Source organism: Rhodococcus sp. IC4_135, assembly GCF_011602025.1.
Lineage (GTDB): Bacteria > Actinomycetota > Actinomycetes > Mycobacteriales > Mycobacteriaceae > Rhodococcus_F > Rhodococcus_F baikonurensis.
Genome location: NZ_JAAOLG010000007.1, coordinates 198,176 through 214,535, shown reverse-complemented (window position 1 = coordinate 214,535; position 16,360 = coordinate 198,176). Strand labels below are relative to the sequence as shown.

Annotated in this window: 14 protein-coding genes; 7 read left to right on the top strand and 7 right to left on the bottom strand. The window is 62.6% G+C overall.

Annotation, left to right across the window (positions count from 1 at the left end; genetic code table 11):
* Positions 1-65: 65 nt before the first annotated feature.
* Together G8767_RS15785 and atzF are read left to right on the top strand one after the other, a co-directional pair.
* Positions 66-767 (top strand): GntR family transcriptional regulator, encoded by a 702-nt coding sequence (locus G8767_RS15785; protein WP_166810652.1) that lies wholly within the window; start codon positions 66-68, stop codon positions 765-767.
* Between the two features lie 17 nt (positions 768-784).
* Complete coding sequence (gene atzF, locus G8767_RS15780; protein ID WP_166810651.1) at positions 785-2,494, top strand: allophanate hydrolase; 1,710 nt, start codon at positions 785-787, stop codon at positions 2,492-2,494.
* Between the two features lie 3 nt (positions 2,495-2,497).
* On the opposite strand, the gene G8767_RS15775 is transcribed toward atzF, so the two are convergent.
* Positions 2,498-3,073, bottom strand: a complete 576-nt coding sequence (locus G8767_RS15775) for a TetR family transcriptional regulator (protein WP_116057046.1) — start codon at positions 3,071-3,073, stop codon at positions 2,498-2,500.
* Between the two features lie 68 nt (positions 3,074-3,141).
* Between G8767_RS15775 and G8767_RS15770 the strand changes: the two genes are divergently transcribed.
* Positions 3,142-4,743, top strand: coding sequence for an MFS transporter (locus tag G8767_RS15770; RefSeq protein WP_003941517.1), 1,602 nt, complete (start codon positions 3,142-3,144; stop codon positions 4,741-4,743).
* Between the two features lie 51 nt (positions 4,744-4,794).
* On the opposite strand, the gene G8767_RS15765 is transcribed toward G8767_RS15770, so the two are convergent.
* Positions 4,795-5,646, bottom strand: a complete 852-nt coding sequence (locus G8767_RS15765) for an SDR family oxidoreductase (RefSeq protein WP_166810650.1) — start codon at positions 5,644-5,646, stop codon at positions 4,795-4,797.
* 118 nt (positions 5,647-5,764) lie between these two features.
* On the opposite strand from G8767_RS15765, the gene G8767_RS15760 reads away from it, so the two are divergent.
* The gene (locus G8767_RS15760; protein WP_082239249.1) at positions 5,765-6,214 is read left to right on the top strand and encodes a helix-turn-helix domain-containing protein; all 450 of its coding nucleotides are present in this window, start codon (positions 5,765-5,767) and stop codon (positions 6,212-6,214) included.
* Here G8767_RS15760 and G8767_RS15755 read toward each other — a convergent pair.
* The 3 genes from G8767_RS15755 to G8767_RS15745 all read right to left on the bottom strand — a co-directional run bounded on the left by G8767_RS15755 (position 6,190) and on the right by G8767_RS15745 (position 9,806).
* Positions 6,190-7,182 (bottom strand): iron-siderophore ABC transporter substrate-binding protein, encoded by a 993-nt coding sequence (locus tag G8767_RS15755; RefSeq protein ID WP_095970433.1) that lies wholly within the window; start codon positions 7,180-7,182, stop codon positions 6,190-6,192. The two genes, G8767_RS15760 and G8767_RS15755, sit on opposite strands and share 25 nt — an antisense overlap.
* Positions 7,183-7,366: 184 nt before the next feature.
* Positions 7,367-8,770 carry a dihydrolipoyl dehydrogenase gene (lpdA, locus tag G8767_RS15750; protein WP_003941477.1) on the bottom strand — a complete coding sequence of 468 codons (1,404 nt, stop codon included), beginning with the start codon at positions 8,768-8,770 and terminating at the stop codon, positions 7,367-7,369.
* A gap of 49 nt (positions 8,771-8,819) precedes the next feature.
* Positions 8,820-9,806, bottom strand: a complete 987-nt coding sequence (locus G8767_RS15745; protein WP_166810649.1) for a membrane dipeptidase — start codon at positions 9,804-9,806, stop codon at positions 8,820-8,822.
* Positions 9,807-10,039: 233 nt separating this feature from the next.
* Between G8767_RS15745 and G8767_RS15740 the strand changes: the two genes are divergently transcribed.
* From G8767_RS15740 to G8767_RS15730, 3 genes are all read left to right on the top strand, one after another.
* Entirely contained in the window at positions 10,040-11,089 is a 1,050-nt protein-coding gene (locus tag G8767_RS15740) for an alpha/beta hydrolase family protein (protein ID WP_007733735.1), read from the top strand.
* A gap of 243 nt (positions 11,090-11,332) precedes the next feature.
* Complete coding sequence (locus tag G8767_RS15735) at positions 11,333-12,349, top strand: alpha/beta hydrolase family protein (RefSeq protein WP_124567883.1); 1,017 nt, start codon at positions 11,333-11,335, stop codon at positions 12,347-12,349.
* Between the two features lie 84 nt (positions 12,350-12,433).
* A complete protein-coding gene (locus tag G8767_RS15730; protein WP_166810648.1) occupies positions 12,434-14,485 on the top strand; it encodes a prolyl oligopeptidase family serine peptidase in 2,052 nt (683 codons plus the stop codon).
* A 4-nt stretch (positions 14,486-14,489) separates the two neighbouring features.
* Here G8767_RS15730 and G8767_RS15725 read toward each other — a convergent pair whose 3' ends face one another.
* Positions 14,490-15,323 carry an alpha/beta fold hydrolase gene (locus tag G8767_RS15725; RefSeq protein WP_020906717.1) on the bottom strand — a complete coding sequence of 278 codons (834 nt, stop codon included), beginning with the start codon at positions 15,321-15,323 and terminating at the stop codon, positions 14,490-14,492.
* A 51-nt stretch (positions 15,324-15,374) separates the two neighbouring features.
* Entirely contained in the window at positions 15,375-16,289 is a 915-nt protein-coding gene (ppk2, locus tag G8767_RS15720) for a polyphosphate kinase 2 (protein WP_024487730.1), read from the bottom strand.
* Positions 16,290-16,360: the final 71 nt, after the last annotated feature.

Here is a 16,360-nt window from a genome sequence, read left to right as displayed (position 1 = left end):
GGCCGTAACTCAGCTCTAACCCGAAGACATCTGGACGAAACACCTGATCAATAGCGTATACAGGTATGTCGACAGGGATGAATACGGCTCCGGAGCCACTGCGTGAGGTGGTCTACCGGGAACTACGCACCGAACTGGTCAACGGGACCATCGGGTTCGATCAGCGCCTGACGGAACCGAAACTCTCCACGCGTTTCGGCATTTCTCGCACACCAGTACGGGAAGCGTTGACGATGCTGTGCGCCGATGGACTCCTGCGCCGGGAAGAGTACGGGTTCTCCGCCGTGCGCCCGAGCATCCCGCGGATCCGAGATCTGTACGAACTCCGAATCACCCTGGAATTACAAGGAATTACCCGTGCGATCGCAGATCCGACGATCCGGCACGATCGAACGATCCTCGACGACGAGTTGGTGCGGTGGCGTGCCCTGGCTCTCGATCCGCCGGCTCAGGAACCGGGGTTCGTCGAACGGGACGAGGAGTTTCACGTCGCCGTACTGAGGGCGTCGGGAAACAATGAACTGGTCGCGTCGCTGCTGTCGGTGAATTCCCGTATCCGGCACGTTCGGATGTACGACTTCATGGTCAACGGCCGCATCGACACCTCGATCGCGGAGCACATTCGAATCCTCGAAGAACTACGTGCCGGCAATCTGCCCGAGGCCCGCACGCTTTTGCACCAGCACATCGGCGAGTCTCTCGACGTCGTCCTCGACCGGGTGACCCGCGCGATCACCGCGCTCTCACTCGCCACCATCACGGACTGATCGGAGCAGTACACACCATGACCGTCGCAGCAGAAGTTTTCACCCCGACAGCCCGGGTCGAGCAGGCTTTCCAGCGGATCGAGGAAGTAGACCGCCCCGAAGTCTGGATCACGTTGCGTTGCAAGGAAGATGTGCTCGCCGACGCCGCCTCGGTTGAGGCCAGACTCGCCGCGGGCGAGCACCTTCCCCTGGCTGGGCGTCTGGTCGCCGTCAAGGACAACGTCGATGTCGCCGGTCTGCCGACCACTGCGGCGTGCCCCGAATTCGCGTATGCGCCGGACGAAACTGCCAGTGCCGTTGCGCGGTTGATCGAGCACGGAGCTGTTGTTCTGGGGAAGACCAATCTGGACCAGTTCGCCACCGGACTGGTCGGAACGCGTAGTCCGTACGGAGCCGTTCGCTGCGCCTGGGACGAGAAGTTGATCTCGGGCGGTAGTAGCTCCGGATCCGCCGTCGCCGTGGCACTGGGGATTGCGGATATCGGAATCGGTACCGACACCGCCGGTTCCGGCCGGGTGCCGGCAGCGTTCCACGGGCTATACGGACTCAAGCTCTCGCTCGGCGTCATTCCCGTCCACGGAGTGGTGCCCGCCTGCATCGACTACGACGCTGTGACGGTATTTGCCGGCGACCTCGAATCGGCAACCGCGGCAGCGGCAATCATGGTCGGCCACGAACCTCGAGATCCCCGCAGCCGAGTCTGGCCTTCCGACGTTCGTCTCGCGGCGGCGCCGAATCCCCGCGTCGCCGTGCCCCGAATCGAGGATCTGACGCAACTGAGCCCGTCGTATCTGGCAGCGTTTCAGGACACTGTGGCAGCTCTGGTAGCCGGCGGCGCCGAGACCGAGACCGTCAACATCTCCGGACTGCTCGACGCGGCCCGATTGCTCTACGACGGCGCCGTGGTGGCGCAGCGGTACGCCGCTGCCGGCGAGTTCCTCGAAACTCGTCCTGCCGGAGCAGATCCCGCGGTGTCCGACATCGTGCTCGGCGCGAAGCACACCACCGGATACCAGCTGGTCGACGATCTCGACGCTCTCACCCGCGCCAAGGCAGCTGCCCGGGAACTCCTCGCCGGGTTCGACGCCCTACTGCTTCCCACCACCACCGAACATCCGACGATCGCCGCCGTGACCGAGGATGCGTTCGGAATCAACCGCCGGATGGGAACTTTCACCAACTTCTGCAACCTGCTCGACATGGCGGCCGTCGCGGCGCCCGGACACCGCACTGCCGAAGATCACCCGTTCGGCGTCATGTTCGTCGTACCCGCTTTCGACGACCAGATCGCCATCGACCTCGCTGCGCGACTCGGTGGTGTGCCATCACCCACCCTCGTCAATACCGGAATCGACCTCGCAGTATTCGGCGCTCACCTGCGCGGTCAACCCCTCAACACACAGCTGGTCGACCTCGGCGCGCGGTACGTCGAAACCGTCACGACCTCGGATGCCTACCGGCTCTTCGCTCTCGACACGACGCCACCGAAGCCCGGCCTGGTACGCCGTGGCCCTGGACTCGGCGCACCGGTCGTCGGCGAGATCTTCCGGATCTCACCGGCCGGCCTGGGAGCATTCCTCGCTGCCTTGCCGGCACCGATGGCGCTCACCAGTGTCGAGTTATCCGACGGCAGAACGACAGTCGGTTTCAGCTGCACTCATGACGCAGTAAACGGCGCAGCTGACATCACCGGCCACGGCGGTTGGGCCGCGTACCTCTCTCGCTGACAGTCACGGCTTGCAGATTCGAGTGACGGCCTCGCGCACCACTTCACGGCGGCGCGCGATCTCGTCGGCGTCGACGTTCTGGTTGTCGGCTACGCCGGGGGCAACCACCCAGCCGAACACGAGGCCGAACAGCATCGTGATCAGGTCCTGAGGATCCCAGCGCTTGGAGATGAGGCCGTCTTCTTGAGCCTTGCGGATCGTGGCCATTCGCGGAACCCAACTGGAATGTTCCTCGGCCAGCTTCTTCATCCGTGGTGCCTCACCCTGCAATTGACCCCAGATCATCATCCGTTGAATCTGCGGTTTGCCGAGCATTGCGTCGAACAGTTCGACGGCATGCGCGGGCATGTCCTCACCGGTGAACTCGACGGACTCCATCGCCTGCTCGAAGTCGACGTCGAGCACCGCGTGGAACAACGCGACCTTGTCACCGAAATAGGCGTAGAGGCGCTCCTTACTGGCGTTTCCGTTCTTCGCAATCCGATCGATGCGCGCACCGGCAAGCCCGTAGGTGCCGAATTCTTCTTGCGCAGCGTCGAGGATTCGCTGTTTCGTCGCGGTCACGTCAGTGGGAGCCATAGTGATGATGGTAACCGAACGAACTATTTCGTTTGACTCACCCGAGAAGGCTGGAATACCTTTTTCCAATGACCACCACGTCCCACGTCGACGGCGGCACTCTGCCACCGATCCCGGCTGTCTCCGAGAATCCGAATCATCAACGTCGCTGGCTGGTGCTCTGCATCGTCGCGTTCGCTCAACTCATGGTGGTGCTCGACGGCACCATCGTCTCCATCGCACTACCGGCGGCCCAGGAGGAACTGGGCATCAGCGACCTTGACCGTGCGTGGGTGGTCACGTCGTACGCCTTGGCGTTCGGTGCGCTGCTGCTCCTCGGCGGACGTATCGCCGACTACTGGGGCCGAAAGCGATCCTTCATCGTCGGCATGGCCGGCTTCGCGGTTGCCTCCGGCATCGGCGGCATCGCGCAGAGCGGTATCGAACTGTTCATCGCCCGCGCCGGCCAGGGCGTCTTCGCAGCATTGCTCGCGCCCGCTGCGCTGTCGATGCTCACCACCACGTTCATCGGAGAGAAGGAGCGCGCCAAGGCTTTTGCCGTCTACGGCGCGATCTCCGGCGGTGGCGCTGCTATCGGCCTGCTCCTCGGTGGAGTGCTGACGCAGTACGTCGACTGGCGCTGGTGCCTGCTCGTCAACATCCCGATCGCGCTGATCGCCATCGCTGCGGCCGTCCCGATCGTCAAGGAGACCAAAGCACACGGTGACACGAGCTACGACCTTCCCGGCGCTGTCCTCATCGCCCTGGGGCTCGGCTCACTGGTCTACGGATTCACACGCGCCGAGCACGGCTGGGGTCAGGCTGACACTCTGCTGTTCATCGCACTGGGCCTGGTCTTCCTCGCGATCTTCGTGGTCGTCGAGAGCCGCAGCAAGAATCCGCTTCTACCGCTGAGCGTTCCGTGGCATCGCGATCGCGGCGCTGCTCTGATCGGCTCCATGCTGGTGGGCGCCGCCCTGCTCGGCGGCACGTTGTATCTGACGTTCTACCTGCAGATCGTGCTTGGATTCAGCCCGGTCATGGCCGGCGTCGGATCGCTGCCGATGGCGTTCTTCATCGTCTTGGCGTCGACCATCGCAGCGCAGTTGTCCACCAAGATCGGCCCCAAGCCGCTCATGGTCGCGGGCCCGCTGGTGGCTGCGGTAGGACTGCTCATGCTGACCCAGATCGAGGTACACAGCTCCTACTGGACGCACGTGTTCCCCGGCCTCGCGATCTTCGGCTTCGGACTCGGTCTGCTGATGGTGCCGATGCAGAACCTCGCACTGATCGGCGTTCCCGACCACGACGCCGGCGCTGCCAGTGCCCTGGTCAACGCCACCCTGCAGATCGGCGGTGCACTCGGCACCGCACTGTTCACCACGATCTACGCTTCGGCCAAGTCGGCCTTCACCGCCGACAACGCGGCGCCGATCCCGCCGGAAGGCATTCCTGTCGACATGTCGAATGCGACCATCCCGACCGGCGATCAATTGGCGCTACTCCCCCAGCCGGTGCAGGACTTCGTCGCCTCGATGACGGACTACTTCTTCGGCGCCGAGGTATCCGGATACTCGGCCGCATTCGGTTGGGCGGCAATCCTGTTGGCGATCATCGCACCGGTAGTGCTGGTGCTGGTCCGCGCCAAGAAGGGTGACCTGCCCGCCGAGGGTGCAGTCCACATGGGGTAACCGCTGTGCGCCTTTATTAACCGCCCGCGGTTAATAAAGGCGCACAGCAGGTCAGGCCTGCTTCAACACCTCAGCCACCGGAGTGCTGCTGCGGCCGATCAACTTCTGCAGGTCACCCGACTCGGTGTCCAACGCCCCCTTGGCAATTGCAGCATCGGAATCGGCGAGGATCTGCGCAACCGGTGCAGGCAGCCCGACACTTTCGAGAATGCCTTCGTATGCCTGCTCGTCCACGAACTGGTACACGACGGGCTTGCCCGCGAATTCGCTGATCTTCTCGGCCAATTCGGCGTAGGTGAGCCTCTCGTCACCGCCCAACTCGTACACTGCGCCTTCGTGGCCACCGGTGGTCGCGACTACTGCTGCGGCGTCGGCGTAATCCGCACGCGCCGCAGCCGCGATCTTGCCTTCCGCTCCCGCACCGACCAGTGCGCCGCGTTCGATCACACCGGCCAGGTCGTTGGTGAAGTTCTCCCAGTACCAACCGTTGCGCAACAGCGCGAACGGAATACCGCTCCGAGTGAGCACGTCCTCGGTCGCCTTGTGCTCGGCAGCAAGCTTCATCGGCGTGTCCTGAGCATTCAAGATGCTCGTGTAGGCGATGAATCCGACGCCGGCAGCCTTCGCCGCGTCGATGATGTTGGTGTGTTGAGCGAGCCGTGACCCCACTTCACTTCCCGAGATCAGCACCAGCTTGTCGACGCCCGCCAGTGCGGTTTCCACCGCCGAGGCATCGGCGTAGTCCGCTTGGCGTACAACTACTCCGCGGGCGGCGAGGCTTTCCGCCTTCTGTGGATTGCGGACGACTGCGACGATGTCGGACGCGGCGGTTCCCCGCTCGATCAACGACTCGACTACCAGTTGTCCGAGGTTTCCGGTTGCGCCGGTGACTGCAATGCTCATGCGAACTCCCGATCCAGGTTGAAGCGTAAATGCGTTCTGCAACCATCATGCACTTATTTTTCGTAAGTGCAACACGTCGAGTTAGCGCTAAGGGATCGTGCAGTAGTAGCCTGGGTTCATGACCAGCACCGACTCACCTTCACGTGCTGCCCAGACCCCTGATCCGAATGCCGACGTCGTGGACCCAACCCTCGAGGCTGACGTCTTCGCTCGCGGGTGCAACTCTCGGGCGGCATTGCAGAATGCAACCGGACGCTGGGGCGCGCTCGCACTGGCAGCATTGAACGAGGGCCCGTACCGGTTCAGTGCCCTGCGCCGACGCGTCGACGGAGTCAGCGAGCGCATGCTCTCGCAGACCCTGCAAACACTCGAGCGGGATGGCCTCGTGCACCGTGAGGTACTCGAAACCATCCCGCCCAAAGTGGAATACAGCCTGACCGAACTCGGCGCCGACGTCGCCGCAAAGATCACGGCCCTGATCGAACTCCTCGAATCGCAGGTTCCGAAAATCGTTGCGTCACAAGCGTCGTACGACGCTCGGAATCAGCTCAGCTTGTCCGAAAGCTGAGCGATGAACTCGTCGAATGCGTAGGGAACGCTCAGCACCGTCGGAGCGGACGTAGCCATCGCGTAGTCCATTCCGACCAGGCGAACCAGGCGGCCGTTCGACACCGAGGTCATGTTCGCGAACGGACCGAAGGACATGAGCTTGTCCAGGTTGGTGCCGTCGGCGTCGACGAGAATGAAGACGTCGGAGTCGAGTGTGTCGATGGATTCCATGCCCACGGACACCGAACTGTCGCCGGAAGTGCACACCGCGTCGACACCGGGCGAGGTCTTCAGCCCGAGCTGACCGAGAAGACGGATCCGCGGGTCGGTGCCGCAGAATACGATCAAGCCCTCGTCGGTGCGCATTGCATACGTGGCGGTTTTGCCCTGGAACTGGGGGTGATCTGCGGCTTGCTTCTCGAAGTACGCCCCGGTCTCGTCGATCAGCGTCTGCGCCTGCGCCGGCTGTCCGAGTGCCGCGCCGATCATGCTCATCTGCTTGTCCCACGCCGTATCCCACGGCTGGTCGGGGAACGCGACAGTCGGCGCGATGTCGCTGAGGCGCTTGTACTCGCCCTCGTCGATGCCGGAGTAGACGGCGAGGATCACGTCGGGATCGAGCCCGAGGATCTGCTCGAACGGGATATCGGGATTGGTCGTCATGAGAACGGGCTTGGCACCGTTCAGACGCGAAGCGTCCCAGGGCAGGATGTTGTTCTCGATGCCGTCGCCGGAGAAGCTCTCCATGGCGACCGGAACCTTGTTCAGCGCGATCACCGAATCCTGGCCACTCCATCCGATGGTCACGATGCGCATCGGCTCCGCGTCGATCGTCGTCGAGCCGTAGGCGTGGTCGACGGTCACGGGGAACGCCCCCGCCTCGGCGGCACCCGAAGCTTCGGTGTCCGATCCGGAGTCAGCTGAGGTCCCACAGGCGGAGAGCGTCAGCGCGACGCAAGCCGCGAGCAGTACGGAACGAGTTTTCATGAGTGGTCCTTCGAAAGCCGGATGGTCGACTCGGGACGCTAATGCGTTGCGCGCCTACACCCCGACTCGAAGGCCTCAGATGGCGGTTTCGCAACACAACTCGACACAAAAGACGAAAAACCCCGTGCGCCTTTCCGGTAGAGCGAACTACCGAAAAAGGCGCACGGGGCCGAAGGCCCTGCCGTCAGAAGTTGATCATGTGGCCGGCGAGGCCGTGGATCGCTTCCTGCAGAGCCTCACTGAGTGTGGGGTGGGTGTGGACGTTGCGTGCCAACTCGTTGACCGTGAGGTCCCACTTCTGGGCCAAGGTCAGCTCGGGCAGCAGTTCCGAAACGTCCGGTCCGATGAGGTGCCCGCCGAGCAGTTCGCCGTACTTCTTGTCGGCGATCAGCTTGACGAAACCGGTCGGGTCACCGAGACCGTGTGCCTTGCCGTTGGCAGCGAACGGGAAGTTCGCGACCTTGACGTCGTAGCCCTCGGCCTTGGCCTGCTCCTCGGTCAAACCGAACGAGGCAACCTGCGGCTGGCAGAACGTCGCACGCGGCATCATCCGGTAGTCACCGAGTGTCTGCGTCTCCGCGCCGCCGATGGTCTCGGCAGCGACGACAGCCTGAGCTTCGGCGACGTGCGCGAGCTGCAGCTTGGCGGTGACGTCACCGATGGCGAAGATGTGCGGGACGTTGGTGCGCATGTAGTCGTCGATCGCGATGGCGCCGCGATCGGTCAACGCGACACCGGTGTTCTCGAGACCGAAGCCCTCCACACGCGGTGCGAAGCCGACGGACTGCAGAACCTTGTCGACGACCACGGTCTCGATCTCGCCGGACTTGTTGTCCTTGATCGAGACGGTGACCTTGCTGCCGTCGTCGCTGATGGACTGCACAGCGGCACCGGTCTTGATGGTGACGCCGAGCTTCTTGTACTGCTTGGCGATTTCCTTCGAGACGTCGGCGTCCTCGTTAGGCAGTGCCCGATCGAGGAACTCGACGATCGTGACGTCGACGCCGTAGTTCTTGAGGACGTAACCGAACTCCATGCCGATCGCGCCGGCACCGACGATGAGGATCGAACCCGGAAGGTCACGGGTAAGGATCTGCTCTTCGTAGGTCACGACGTTCTCGCTCAGCGAGGTGCCGGGCAGCAGCTTGGTGTACGAACCGGTCGCGATGATCGCGTTGTCGAACGTGATCGTCTCGGTGCCACCCTTGCTCAGCTCCACGCTGATGGTGTTGGCGTCGACGAACGTGCCCTTGCCGTCGTACTCCGGGATCTTGTTCTTCTTCATCAAGAAGTGAATGCCCTTGACTCGCCCGTCCGCGACCTTGCGGCTGCGATCGAAAGCGGAGCCGAAATCGAAGGACACGTCTCCGGACATGCCGAACGTCTTCGCTTCTTTCGTGAAGATGTGCGCGAGTTCGGCGTTACGGAGAAGCGCCTTGGACGGAATGCAGCCGACATTCAGGCATACACCGCCCCAGTACTTCTGCTCGATGATGGCGGTGCTCAGGCCCAGTTGTGCCGCGCGGATAGCAGCGACGTACCCACCGGGGCCGGCTCCGAGGACAACGACGTCATAGTGTGAGGTCACGATTCACCAGGGTAGTCCTGCATCGTTTCGCTGTCCCCAGATGGTCGCATTACCCGTCGGTAGCCCACACTTCTCGGGCAACTCGGGCGAAATTTCCGCCGTACACGGCCTCGATCGACGGCTCGTCGAAGCCCCGGTCACGCAATACCTGATCAAGTGTCAGCACGTCCTCCGGTGGAGTCCACTGCAGTGGCCCCCACGCCGTGTAAGCCTCGGAGAACCACGACGGGTTCTGCTCGATCTCTTCGCGGAAGTCGTCGGCGTCTAAGGAGAAGTCGGAGCCGATCCCGACGTGATCGATGCCGACGAGTCCGACAGCCTCTTCGATGTGGTCGGCCATCGCGGACAGCCGAGCCTGGTCGTCATCCGGTCCGTTGACGCCGAGGAATATGCCCACGCCGTTGATCCCGATGACGCCGCCGGTCTCCGCACACGCTCTGGCCTGATCGTCGGTGATGTTGCGCGGATGCTCCCACAACCTTCGGAGGTTCGAGTGGCTGTAGATCATTGCTCGCTGGGTGATAGCTGAGATGTCCAACCCCGTCTGTACCGAACAATGTGAGCCGTCGACCGTCATTCCGACGCGATTCATCTCGGCAACCAGGTCACGGCCGTATCCACTCAACCCCGTGTCCGCCAGGTCCAAACATCCGCAGCCGGCAGCGTTCATGTAGTTGTACGTCGGCAACATCGAGCGGACTCCGAGGTCGTGGAAGTACGAGACGTTGGCTAGCTCTCCCTCCAGCGGATTCGAGTCCTCCAGGTCGAAGGCCAGGGCGATTCCGCCGGACTCCTGAATCTCGACGACGCCGTCGACGGTGAAGACAGGGGTTATCTCCGGAAACTCGACCCGCGCCTGCCACGCGAAACTCTTGGCGATTGCCGTCGAGTCCGCGCGAGTCTGCGGCGAGTAACCGACGTTCACCGAAACGTAACTCCCCGCTGGGCGCTGATATCGGAGAAGATCTTCGACAGACGCGTTCGACTGCAGAGGTAGGCAACAATGTTGTTCCCATAGTGGATATGTCCGGTTCACTCACTAATCCCGTCGATGATCAGGGAAATTCACCTGAAACTGGTCGTACGTTCAGCAAATCTCTGGTTCACTGGCGGATAACGCACCGATGCGGTAGAACTTACAAGACTCACACGCCCTGTACCTACCGACAGAGCATGTACCCAGCATGAATTCCCGTACGGGAACAGCAACAAAGGACCGTTCACTCCTGGGCGGATTCGAAGGAATTTTAGGTGGAGGTTTCTGAACGTATGCGTGCTCGCACTTTCAAGCGTGGCCGTCTGGTCGCCGCTGTAGCCGCAGTATCCGTGCTGCCGATGCTGATCAGCCCTGCAGTGTCGTCCGCAGGCGGAGATCCGTCGACCACCACGGCAACTGTAGCCAAGGCAAACACAACGGGTTCCAAGCTCTCGAGCCGCACGGACAACGGGCGCATCGCCACCATCAAGGTGTACTCCCCTTCCATGGAACGCGATATTCCGCTCGAGGTCATCCTCCCGGCAGACGGCAGCGAACCCCGCCCGACGCTCTACCTGCTCAACGGTGCAGGCGGCGGCGAAGACCGGGCGACGTGGCAGCGTCAGACCGACGTCAACGAGTTCTTCGCTGACAAGAACGTCAACGTCGTCACCCCGCTCGAAGGTGCATTCAGCTACTACACCGACTGGGTGAACGACGACCCGTCCCTCGGCCGTCAGAAGTGGCAGACGTTCCTGACCCAGGAACTCCCGCCCGTCATCGACGCCGAGTTCAACACCAACGGCGTCCAGTCGATCTCCGCGATCTCGATGACCGCGACCTCGGTCCTCAACCTCGCCATCGCAGCTCCGGGCCTCTACAAGGGCGTCGGTGCATACAGCGGATGCGCCGAGACCAGCACACCGGTCGGCCAGTCCTCCATCGAACTGGTTGTGGGCATGCGCGGCGACGCTGACGTGACCAACATGTGGGGCCCCCTCGACGGCCAGGGCTGGATCGACAACGACCCCGTCGTCAACGCCGAGAAGCTCCGCGGCACCGAACTCTTCATCTCCACCGGCTCCGGACTCCCCGGCCCGCACGACACCCTCAACAACGAGGCGATCAACGGACAGGTCGGCACACTCGCCAACCAGGTGATCGTCGGCGGTGTCATCGAGGCAGCAGTCAACTACTGCACCCACAACCTCGCCTACCGCCTCAACGATCTGAAGATCCCGGCCACCTTCGACTTCAAGCCGACCGGCACCCACTCGTGGGGCTACTGGGAAGACGATCTCCACAACTCCTGGCCGATGCTCGCTCGCTCGATGGGCATCTGACCGAAATCGTTTCAGCTCGACCCCGCTCCCTGCACTTCCGGGAGCGGGGTCGAGTTCTTTTCAGAACTAATTCGAGGGTTAATTCCGGGGCCAATTCAATTGTCAGGCAAGCAAATCGCGTCACTTTCTGCTGCTGCTCTGCTTTACTGACACATAACAAAAAGTGAACCTGTTCCAGTCAGGGCTCACAGGCACTTCGATCCGTTCCGGATCCGAAGACATTCAGGTGGAGGATCCGAACGTATGCGTGCTCGAATTTTCAAGCGTGGCAGTGTGATCGCAGCTCTCGCAGTGGCCACGGTGCTGCCGATGCTGATCAGTCCGGCGACAGCTTCTGCGGGCGGTGACACGTCCGGATCGCACGTCGTGAGCAACACCAAGACCGGCGACCGCAAGGTCACCATCTCGGTCTTCTCCCCGGCGATGGATCGCAACATCCCGCTCGAGGTCATCCTCCCCGCAGACAACAGCGAACCCCGCCCGACGCTCTACCTACTCAACGGTGCAGGCGGCGGCGAAGACTCGGCGACCTGGCAACGCAAGACCGACGTCATGAACTTCTTCCAGGACAAGAACGTCAACGTCGTCACACCGCTCGAAGGCGCATTCAGCTATTACACCGACTGGGTGAACGACGATCCGGTTCTCGGTCGCCAGAAGTGGCAGACGTTCCTGACCAAGGAACTCCCCCCCGTCATCGACGCCGAGTTCAATACCAACAAGGTCCAGTCGATCTCCGCGATCTCCATGACCGCGACCTCGGTCCTCAACCTCGCCATCGCGGCTCCCGGCCTCTACAAGGGCGTCGGCGCGTACAGCGGATGTGCCGAGACCAGTACTCCCGTCGGTCAGAGTGCGATCGAACTTGTCACAGGTACCCGCGGCGGAGCTGACATCACCAACATGTGGGGCCCGCTCGACGGTCAGGGCTGGAAGGACAACGATCCGGTCCTCAACGCCGAGAAGCTCCGCGGCACCGAGCTCTACGTCTCCACCGGCTCCGGACTCCCCGGCCCACACGACACTCTCGCCAATCCCGCGATCAACGGTCAGATCGGTGCGCTCGCCAACCAGGCGATCGTCGGCGGCATCATCGAGGCAGCGGTCAACTACTGCACCCACAACCTCGCCTACCGCCTGAGCGACCTGAAGATCCCGGCCACCTTCGACTTCAAGCCGACCGGCACCCACTCGTGGGGCTACTGGCAGGACGATCTCCACAACTCCTGGCCGATGCTCGCTCACTCCCTGGGCGTCTGACCCGATTCATTCTCACTCGACCCCGCTCCAGTGTTTCGGGAGCGGGGTCGAGTGCTGTCGGGAGCGAGCAGTAAGAATGGACGTATGACTTCCGATCAGCAGCCCACCACCGGCCACGACCCCTACCTCTGGCTCGAAGACGTGACCGGTGAGTCTGCACTCGATTGGGTCCGTCAGCACAATGCCGTGACCGAGGAGCAGCTCACCGACAACGAGCGCTTCGATCGACTGCAGAGCGACGTGCGCGAGATCCTCGATACCGACGCGCGAATCCCCTACGTCCGCCGTCGAGGTGAGTTCCTCTACAACTTCTGGCGCGACAGCACCCACGTTCGCGGATTGTGGCGACGCACGACGTTCGATCAGTACGTCACCGACGACCCGGAATGGGACGTCCTGGTCGACCTCGACGCCCTGGCCGAGGCCGAGGGCGAGAACTGGGTCTGGAAGGGCACGCAACTTCTACGGCCACACCGCAACCGTGCATTGATCAGCCTCTCCCGCGGCGGGGCAGACGCGGCGGTCGTTCGCGAGTTCGACATCGACAAGCGTGAGTTCCTCGCTCCCGAGGGCGAGAATCCCGGCTTCTACCTTCCCGAGGCCAAGACCGACATCGACTGGATCGACATCGATACCGTCTACGTCGGAACGGATATCGGACCAGGGTCGCTCACCGATTCCGGATATCCCCGTCTGGCCCAGCGGTGGAAGCGCGGCACTCCCCTCTCCAGCGCCGAGACCGTCTACGAGGGCCAGTCCACGGACGTGGCCATCTCGGCTTCGCACGATCCGACGCCCGGGTTCGAACGAGACTTCGTCACTCGCTCGGTCGATTTCTACAACTCTCAGCATTTCGAAGTTCGCCCCGACGGTGAACTGGTGCTCGTGGACGTCCCCGAGGACGCCGGGATCTCGATTCACCACGAGTGGTTGTTGATCCGCACCAAGTCCGTGTGGGCCGTCGAGGACACCGAATATCCGACCGGCGCACTGCTTGCCATCCGTTACGACGATTTCCTAGCCGGCTCACGCGCACTGACATCGATCTTCGAACCCGACGCACATTCGTCGCTCGAGCACTACACCTGGACACGCGATCATCTGATTCTGGTGGTCCTGACCGACGTGCGCACGACGCTGCGCATCCTGACGCCGGGCGAAAATGGCTGGGAGGATCGACCTTTCGAAGGGCTTCCAGAACTGACCAGTATCGAAATTCTCGACACCGACCCTGATGTCAGCAACGAGTACTTCGTCAATTCGAGTGGATACACCTCCCCTGCAACTCTTTTGCACGGCGTGATCGGCGAAACCGAACCCACTGCCCTCAAGCAGGCTCCCTCGTTCTTCGACGCCGAGGGCATCACCACGGAGCAGTTCTTCGCCACCTCTGCCGACGGCACCCAGGTTCCGTACTTCGTGGTGCGCAGTCCGCGTAGCGAGCCCGGCCCCACCCTGCTCTACGGGTACGGCGGATTCGAGATCTCGCTGACACCGTCGTACAGCGGTTCCCTGGGCCGTGCATGGCTGACGCAGGGCGGAACCTATGTGGTTGCGAACATTCGTGGTGGCGGCGAGTACGGACCCGGTTGGCACACACAGGTTCTCAAGGCCGGGCGCCACAAGGTGCACGAAGACTTCGCTGCCGTCGCGAGAGACCTCGTCGATCGCGGAATCACGACCCCGGATCTTCTGGCAGCTCAGGGCGGAAGCAACGGCGGCCTGTTGATGGGCATCATGCTGACCAAGTACCCCGAACTCTTCGGCGCCATCGTCTGCCAGGTTCCGCTGTTGGACATGCGTCGATTCCATCTCCTACTGGCCGGCGCTTCGTGGATGGCCGAATACGGTGACCCCGATGTCCCGGAGGAGTGGGCATTCATCTCGGAGTACTCGCCGTATCAGAACATCGACGCCGCCGCGTCGTACCCACCGATCCTGATCGCGACGTCCACCCGCGACGACCGCGTCCATCCCGCGCATGCCCGCAAGATGGCCGCACGGCTGGAAGAGCTTGGCAAGCCGGTGCTGTATTTCGAGAACATCGAGGGTGGCCACGGCGGCGCCGCGGACAATGCTCAGCTGGCCTTCAAGACTGCGCTGACCTACGAGTTCCTCTGGCAGAAACTCGGCTGATCTTTCAGCGGTCGCGCAACCACGCGACGACGCGCTCGCTCACAGCGGTGGGATTGCGTATCCAACCGTTGTGACCGAGTGGTTCGTCGATGTGCGTCATCGTCACTTGGGCCCCGGAGAGCTTGTCCACCAGGTTCTTTGCGGACCGGCGCGGAGCGAGATCGTCCCCTTCGATCGTGATCGACAGGACCGGCAAGGTCAGGCGAGCGATCCGCTCCTCGTAGTCGATATCCGCACCGACGGGTTCCATGCGACCGGTCCTGGCGAACCGGGCCCAATCGGTGATCAGTACCTTCGACTGTCGACCGAAGCCGCCGACGTTGACCCGGTCTCCCGGCCAGAAGCCGGCGATGTTGGCTGTCACCGACATCGCGGACGAACCCAGATAGAGTCCGGGCGCACGGATTCCGGGGAATCCGCGGTGATACGGCGATCCGGAGGCAACCAGGATCAGTCCGCCGAGCCGGCCCCGAATCCTGGACGCGTACATGACCCCGATCTGGCCGCCCATGCTGTGCCCCATCAGAAATGGTGTGCTGGCCGGAAACCGCTCACGCACCACCTCGAACGTCGCCGGACAATCGATCGAGACCAGTTCCTGATATCCGAAAACACTCGACGCGCTCGGGCGCGGTTTGCTGTCACCTTGGCCGCGCAGTTCACCGATGGCCGCATTGAAGCCGGCTTCGACCAGGGCCTGCGCCACCGGATCGTAGAACCCGGCGGGAACTCCGAGCCCGGGCAACATCACCACCACGGGTGCGTCGTCGTTCGGTCCGGGAAACAGACGGATCGGGGTCACGGTGCCGTCGGGGAGTTGGATCGGTACGGTCTCCATTCAACTCACACTAACCACCCACGCCGCGGATGGGCAGGGCCCACGCGCCGACTATTCGAGGCTTCCCACGATCAGCGGATCCGGAGTACCCACGATCTCGTAATCCTTGTTGTCGTAATCGAACTGACTGAGAACGTGACGCATCGCGTTTATCCGCGCGCGTTTCTTGTCATTGCTCTTGATGACGGTCCACGGAGCGGTGTCGGTATCGGTGAACCGGATCATCTCTTCCTTCGCCGCCGTGTACGCATCCCACTTGTCCAGAGAAGCGATGTCCATCGGCGAAAGCTTCCACTGCCGAACGGGATCGACCTGTCTGATCGCGAACCGCGTGCGCTGCTCCAGCGGCGAAACCGAGAACCAGAACTTGATCAAGCTGATGCCGTCGTCGACGAGCATCTGCTCGAACAACGGCACCTGGCGCAGAAAACGCTCGTGCTCCTCGTCGGTGCAGAAGCCCATGACCCGCTCGACCCCGGCCCGGTTGTACCAAGACCGATCGAACATCACCAGTTCCCCGGCGGCGGGAAGGTGCTGCACATAGCGCTGGAAGTACCACTGCGTCGACTCGCGAGCCGACGGCTTCTCCAATGCGACGACCCGTGCGCCACGAGGATTGAGGTGCTCCATGAATCGTTTGATCGTTCCGCCCTTGCCGGCAGCGTCGCGTCCTTCGAACACGATGGCGTGCCGTGCGCCGGTTTCTTTCGACCAGTTCTGCAGCTTGAGGAGTTCGATCTGCAGCAGACGCTTGGACATTTCGTACTCGTCCCGAGGCATCCGTGCGTCGTACGGGTAGCCCTCCCGCCAGGTGTCGACCTCGAAACCGTCCGGCGACGTCAGCAGCACCGGATCGTCGTCGTCATTGTCGTCGACGGTGAAGGCGGCGGTGTCGGCGAGATCGACGGCAGTCGAGAGATCCGCGAAGGCGCTGAGGAACGGTCGGCGTTCTGCTAAATCGGTCACCGCCGACAAGTTAGTCTCCCGCAGCGACTGTTCGGTGAAGCTGGGATGAACTACCGGGGTATGACACGGCG

Bases quoted from the DNA above. Each gene is read 5' to 3' on its own strand.
- G8767_RS15755 (WP_095970433.1), bottom strand. From the start codon at position 7,182: ATGAAAACTCGTTCCGTACTGCTCGCGGCTTGCGTCGCGCTGACGCTC.
- G8767_RS15735 (WP_124567883.1), top strand. From the start codon at position 11,333: ATGCGTGCTCGAATTTTCAAGCGTGGCAGTGTGATCGCAGCTCTCGCA.
- G8767_RS15775 (WP_116057046.1), bottom strand. From the start codon at position 3,073: ATGGCTCCCACTGACGTGACCGCGACGAAACAGCGAATCCTCGACGCT.
- G8767_RS15785 (WP_166810652.1), top strand. From the start codon at position 66: ATGTCGACAGGGATGAATACGGCTCCGGAGCCACTGCGTGAGGTGGTC.
- G8767_RS15760 (WP_082239249.1), top strand. From the start codon at position 5,765: ATGACCAGCACCGACTCACCTTCACGTGCTGCCCAGACCCCTGATCCG.
- G8767_RS15725 (WP_020906717.1), bottom strand. From the start codon at position 15,323: ATGGAGACCGTACCGATCCAACTCCCCGACGGCACCGTGACCCCGATC.
- G8767_RS15765 (WP_166810650.1), bottom strand. From the start codon at position 5,646: ATGAGCATTGCAGTCACCGGCGCAACCGGAAACCTCGGACAACTGGTA.
- G8767_RS15730 (WP_166810648.1), top strand. From the start codon at position 12,434: ATGACTTCCGATCAGCAGCCCACCACCGGCCACGACCCCTACCTCTGG.
- atzF (WP_166810651.1), top strand. From the start codon at position 785: ATGACCGTCGCAGCAGAAGTTTTCACCCCGACAGCCCGGGTCGAGCAG.
- G8767_RS15770 (WP_003941517.1), top strand. From the start codon at position 3,142: ATGACCACCACGTCCCACGTCGACGGCGGCACTCTGCCACCGATCCCG.
- G8767_RS15740 (WP_007733735.1), top strand. From the start codon at position 10,040: ATGCGTGCTCGCACTTTCAAGCGTGGCCGTCTGGTCGCCGCTGTAGCC.